The organism is Methanoregula sp. (assembly GCF_002835825.1).
In the GTDB taxonomy this organism is placed as follows: domain Archaea; phylum Halobacteriota; class Methanomicrobia; order Methanomicrobiales; family Methanospirillaceae; genus Methanoregula.
Genome location: NZ_PIZH01000183.1, coordinates 1 through 4,540, shown reverse-complemented (window position 1 = coordinate 4,540; position 4,540 = coordinate 1). Strand labels below are relative to the sequence as shown.

Below are 4,540 nucleotides of genomic sequence, written 5' to 3'. Positions count from 1 at the left end.
AGAAAGGACCAAAAACCTCCGGGGGCTCGGGCGGGACGGTATCGTGACCCGGACCGTATTTCCGGAGATCCCGCCGCGGGTCGAGTACCGGCTTACTGAATGCGGCAGGACTGCATTTCCGGTTCTTGAAGCAATTTCTTCATGGGGAAGACAGTACCAGAAGACCCGGCGGGAGTCATCGCACACAAAAGAATCCCCGTAATCTTCAGTTCGGCTTTCTTCTTCTCCGTCTCCGGCATTGTTGCCTCCAGGTGTGGTATCGTTGTTATGGGGAAATACTCGTTGTGAATGGTGCAGGCACCCGGGGAATACAGATTCGCCCCGCTCCCCACTCATTAATAACGCCAGCAGGTGATGGTATCGCGAGGAACACGTTTGGGTGTCTTTCGCTTCGAGAGCAAATATGCCGCACCGACCAAGGAGCAGCGGGAGCGGTACATGCGGGGGGAATGTGAAGAGCATATGTTCGGGAACGACGGTGAGATCGTCCTTGTCCTGTATGATGAAGCCGCATACCTGAAAGATGACCTCGAGGGGGTCCGCATCCTGTTCACGGGTGCTTCGGACAAACGGAAAGTCGACGACGAGGTGCGCCGGCTGCTTGAAGAACACGGCCAGAAAGAGCAGCGGCCGGACGAATTTGAGTCCGGAAAAAGGCGATAACCCCTCCGGATTATTTTTTAGTGAAGGGATCCAACATCTGCATCATGGGACTGCGGGATACTATACGTCGCATCGTCTCGCGCCTGCTCGGGAAGAAGGAGTACATGGTGTACGAGACCTGCGCCGTCTGCGGCGAGCGGGTCTACCTCCCGTTCCACTGCGAGTACTGCGGGAAGTATTACTGCGACAGGCACCGGCTGCCGTTCGATCACGATTGCCGGAATATCGGCCAGTGGAAGAATAAAGGAAGGTAATGCCGGAGGGATGCGTGGCACGACATCCTTAATGGAAGCCTTTTGTAGTTTCGTTTGCATAGAATGATTAACTGCTTGGGAACCGTGAATTTTCATGACTGATGACAAAGGACATTTTGATAAGGGCGTCTGGGTAAAGGATCCCGAAGCCCCGGTACAGAAACCCGCGGAGAACAAGATCGAAGAACGCCTCACTACCGCGACAAAGAACGTCATCTCCGCAGTAGACGAGCTGGCGAAAGCCACCCACGCCCTCCTTTCAACTGAGGAGGGCCAGAAGCATATCGAGAAGACCGTCAAGGAGACAACGGACCAGGTCCAGAAGTCCTTTGACGATATTCTCAGCAAAGCCCGGGCCGAGATGGAGAAGGCCAAGGCCGATATCAAAGCCGAAGCAAAAAAGGCACAACTGAAAAAATAATGGTTATTCTTTTTTCGCGAGCGACTCTTTGTATGCAGCCAGGAGCCCGGCCGCGTACTCGTTTTTCTTCTTCGTAGGCACGTAATTGAACTGCTGCACCCGTACGAGAATCTCCTCAGCGAGCCGGCTGTCGCCGCTGACTTCGAGTTTCTTCACTTCATCAAAGATCCAGTCCAGGTGGTCGATCCCCGTTTCCTTACCATCGATCAGGACGCGCCTGGTCGTGATCTTATCGGGTGGAACGCCGCCGCAGATCGTGCAGTAATAACCGTCCGATTCATTTCCTCCCATCGTCGCCCTCCTTGATCATGACGAGCGACATCTTGAACTTCGTGATGGCAGAGAGGGCGTGGGGCACACCGGCCGGGAAGATGATCGTCTCCCCGGTCTTCATCTGGTAGGTCTTCCCGGCAATCCAGACCTCACACTCCCCGTCCAGGATCGTGACCACAGCATCGAACGGGGCCGTGTGCTCGGAGAGTCCTTCGTCTTCGTCAAAGGAGAAGATGGTGATGCTCCCGCACTTCCGGTTGATCACCATCCGGCTCGCTACCGTCCCGTCCGCGTACTCCACGAGGTCCGGCAGCCGTATGACTTTCCCTTTAATCTCCTCGCGTTTCTTGTCCGGTTTTCCCGGCTCTTCCTGTTTCCACTCCGCCATTCTTCACTCCCGGATCATGGTCAGCGTCATCTTGAACCGCTTCTTTGCCTGCACGGCATGCGGCTTGTTTGCCGGCAGGATGATCATCTCCCCGGTCCTGACCGTTGACCAGCTGCCCTCGATTGCCACTTCTGCCTCCCCGTCCGTGACCGTGAGGATCGCATCGAACGGGGCCGAGTGCTCGGAAAGGCCCTCGCCCGCATCGAACGCAAAGAGCGTGATGGTCCCGGCTTTTTTGAACACGATCATCCGGCTTGCGATCGTCCCGTCCTGGTACTGCAGGAGATCGTTTGTCGCAAGGACTTTTCCGATGAGTTCCTCGCGCTTTTTGTCGGAGGAGGTCAGTTCTTCACGGGGGTTGGTCATGGGGATTCCTTTCTTCCGAATATGTGATCAGGAGATTATAGCGATATGCTTTCTGATTATGCCGGGACCATCCGCTTCAGGTCCTCTTCTACCGTGCTGTTCTTGCTGATGTTGAAATTCTTCACGAGCACGTCCAGCACGCCGGGCGAGACGAATGCCGGGAGTTTTGGCCCGAGCGCGATGTTCTTCACGCCAAGATTCAGCAGTGCGAGGAGCACGAGTGCCGCCTTCTGCTCGTACCACGCAATGTTGTACGAGACCGGCAGCTCGTTGATCCCAACACCGAATGCCTTTGCAAGCGCCTGCGCGATCACGACGAGCGAGTAGCAGTCATTGCACTGCCCGGCATCGATGACCCGGGGGATCCCGCCGATGGTTCCGAGGTCGAGCCCGTTGTAGCGGTACTTGGCGCAGCCGGCCGTGAGGATGACAGTGTTCTTCGGGAGCGCTTGTGCAAATTCGGTGTAATACGCCCGCTCGCTCTGGCGCCCGTCGCAGCCTGCCATGACAACGAAGCGTTTGATGTCTCCCTTCTTTACGGCTTCGACAACTGTGCCGGCCAGTTCGAGCACGGCATTGTGCGCACAGCCGGTGATGAGGTCACGGCCGGGTGCCGGCAGGGCAGTCGGGGGCGGGGTCTTCTTTGCATGTGCAATGACAGCCGAGAAATCTTTCTTCCCGCCCGCTCCTGCTGCGATGTGCTTCACACCCGGGTAGCCTGCGGGGCCGGTGGTGTAGATCCGGTCCTTGTACGTGTCCTTCGGTGGCACGATGCAGTTGGTGGTGACGAGCACGGGGCCGTTGAACGCATCGAACTCTTCTTTCTGGTGCCACCATGATCCGCCGTAATTACCGTACAGGTGCGCGTACTTCTTCAGTGCCGGGTACGCATTGGCCGGCAGCATCTCGCCGTGCGTGTAGATGTCCACACCCGAATCTTTCGACTGCTCCAGCAGCTGTTCGAGATCTTTGAGGTCGTGTCCCGTGATCAAAATGCCGGGACGTTTGCCCACCGAGGTCTTGACGCTCGTGATCTCCGGGTTCCCGTAGGTCTTCGTGTTCGCAGTGTCGAGGAGCGCAAGCGTGGACACGCCAACCCCCCCGCATTCGAGAACGAGCGCCGTCATCTGGTCGGCCGGAAGATCGTGGAGCGTGGATGCGAGCCCCTTCTGCATGAAGTCGGTGATCTTCTCATCGGTGTACCCAAGTACCGCTGCGTGGTGGTAATACGCAGCAACGCCCTTGAGCCCGAAGAGGAGGAGTGCCCGGAGCGAGTGGACGTCATCGTTGTTTGCTGCATCCTTTGCGATCTGCTCGGCCTTTGCGGCAATCGTTGCGTCGCTTGCCGGTTTCCACGTGCAGGCCTCCGGCTCGTTTGCTCCTGCGGATGGCAGCGCGTCGCGGATGGCCGCGGCCTGTGCGATCAGCGCCTTGAGCCGGCCGTCATCGAAGTTTGTGTTGGTCAGCGTAGCAAACAGCGCCTCAGCAATGAACATCCCGGCATCCTTGTTTGCCTTCCCGCTCTTTGCCGCGGCAAGGTTCCGCTCGGAAATTCCCTTGCAGAGAAAGATCAAAACATCCATCAGCCCGGCCGTTGCCGCTTCCTTTCCGCAGACACCTTTGATTGTGCATCCGGTTCCTTTCGCGGTTTCCTCACACTGGTAACAGAACATAACTCTCACTCAACTCCTTTCGTATTCTTTTGCTACAAGGTTTCTTTTGTATACCAAGGTTAAATAGGAAAGAGTTTCAGAAACCATACCATGGACGAAGCATGCACGGTCAACATGACCGTGAAATACTTAACAAAAAAATGGACTCTCCTGATCATCCTCGAACTTTACAAAGGGCCGAACCACACGCGGCGATTCTCTGACCTGAAGGATTCTCTTACTGATATCACGCAGAAGATTTTGTCGGAGCGGCTGAAGGAGCTGGAGGAGGAGGGCGTGATAACGAAACATGTTGATGCTTCCACGTTTCCTGTACGGAGCGAGTACACGTTAACGAAAAGCGGGCTCGAACTCGTGGACGTGATCCGCGGGATCAAGATGTGGGCGCTGAAGTGGAAGATTGAGAATATTCCGTGCGGGAAGCAGGATTGTAGGGAGTGGGTGTTGGGAGATTTCCAAGTGTTTTTTTTCACTATTAAAAAATTAAACCGTCGTCATTTTT

9 protein-coding genes are annotated in these 4,540 nt (G+C 56.0%); 5 read left to right on the top strand and 4 right to left on the bottom strand.

From position 1 onward, the window contains the following. From CW742_RS07705 to CW742_RS07690, 4 genes are all read left to right on the top strand, one after another. Positions 1–202 (top strand): helix-turn-helix domain-containing protein (locus CW742_RS07705; protein ID WP_292418725.1); only part of this gene is annotated, 202 nt, incomplete at its 5' end. A gap of 173 nt (positions 203–375) precedes the next feature. Continuing rightward, positions 376–663 carry a hypothetical protein gene (locus CW742_RS07700; RefSeq protein ID WP_292418722.1) on the top strand — a complete coding sequence of 96 codons (288 nt, stop codon included), beginning with the start codon at positions 376–378 and terminating at the stop codon, positions 661–663. Positions 664–707: 44 nt separating this feature from the next. Beyond that, positions 708–917 (top strand): AN1-type zinc finger domain-containing protein, encoded by a 210-nt coding sequence (locus CW742_RS07695; protein WP_292418719.1) that lies wholly within the window; start codon positions 708–710, stop codon positions 915–917. Positions 918–1,011: 94 nt separating this feature from the next. Further along, positions 1,012–1,338, top strand: coding sequence for a hypothetical protein (locus CW742_RS07690; RefSeq protein ID WP_292418717.1), 327 nt, complete (start codon positions 1,012–1,014; stop codon positions 1,336–1,338). 3 nt (positions 1,339–1,341) lie between these two features. On the opposite strand, the gene CW742_RS07685 is transcribed toward CW742_RS07690, so the two are convergent. The 4 genes from CW742_RS07685 to hcp are packed head-to-tail and all read right to left on the bottom strand — an operon-like array spanning position 1,342 to position 4,038. Continuing rightward, a complete protein-coding gene (locus CW742_RS07685) occupies positions 1,342–1,629 on the bottom strand; it encodes an NAC family transcription factor (RefSeq protein WP_292418714.1) in 288 nt (95 codons plus the stop codon). Continuing rightward, entirely contained in the window at positions 1,616–1,999 is a 384-nt protein-coding gene (locus CW742_RS07680) for a cupin domain-containing protein (protein ID WP_292418711.1), read from the bottom strand. Before CW742_RS07680 ends, CW742_RS07685 begins: the two co-directional genes overlap by 14 nt. Positions 2,000–2,002: 3 nt before the next feature. Continuing rightward, the gene (locus CW742_RS07675) at positions 2,003–2,365 is read right to left on the bottom strand and encodes a cupin domain-containing protein (RefSeq protein WP_292418708.1); all 363 of its coding nucleotides are present in this window, start codon (positions 2,363–2,365) and stop codon (positions 2,003–2,005) included. Positions 2,366–2,421: 56 nt separating this feature from the next. Beyond that, entirely contained in the window at positions 2,422–4,038 is a 1,617-nt protein-coding gene (hcp, locus tag CW742_RS07670; protein WP_292418704.1) for a hydroxylamine reductase, read from the bottom strand. 90 nt (positions 4,039–4,128) lie between these two features. Here hcp and CW742_RS07665 point away from each other — a divergent pair. After that, on the top strand, positions 4,129–4,540 hold a 412-nt coding region (locus tag CW742_RS07665), incomplete at its 3' end, for a helix-turn-helix domain-containing protein (protein ID WP_292418702.1).

What these genes read in the sequence shown, in the direction of transcription:
- CW742_RS07695 (WP_292418719.1), top strand. Translation starts at nt 708, where the DNA reads ATGGGACTGCGGGATACTATACGTCGCATCGTCTCGCGCCTGCTCGGG.
- CW742_RS07690 (WP_292418717.1), top strand. Translation starts at nt 1,012, where the DNA reads ATGACTGATGACAAAGGACATTTTGATAAGGGCGTCTGGGTAAAGGAT.
- CW742_RS07685 (WP_292418714.1), bottom strand. Translation starts at nt 1,629, where the DNA reads ATGGGAGGAAATGAATCGGACGGTTATTACTGCACGATCTGCGGCGGC.
- CW742_RS07680 (WP_292418711.1), bottom strand. Translation starts at nt 1,999, where the DNA reads ATGGCGGAGTGGAAACAGGAAGAGCCGGGAAAACCGGACAAGAAACGC.
- CW742_RS07675 (WP_292418708.1), bottom strand. Translation starts at nt 2,365, where the DNA reads ATGACCAACCCCCGTGAAGAACTGACCTCCTCCGACAAAAAGCGCGAG.
- hcp (WP_292418704.1), bottom strand. Translation starts at nt 4,038, where the DNA reads ATGTTCTGTTACCAGTGTGAGGAAACCGCGAAAGGAACCGGATGCACA.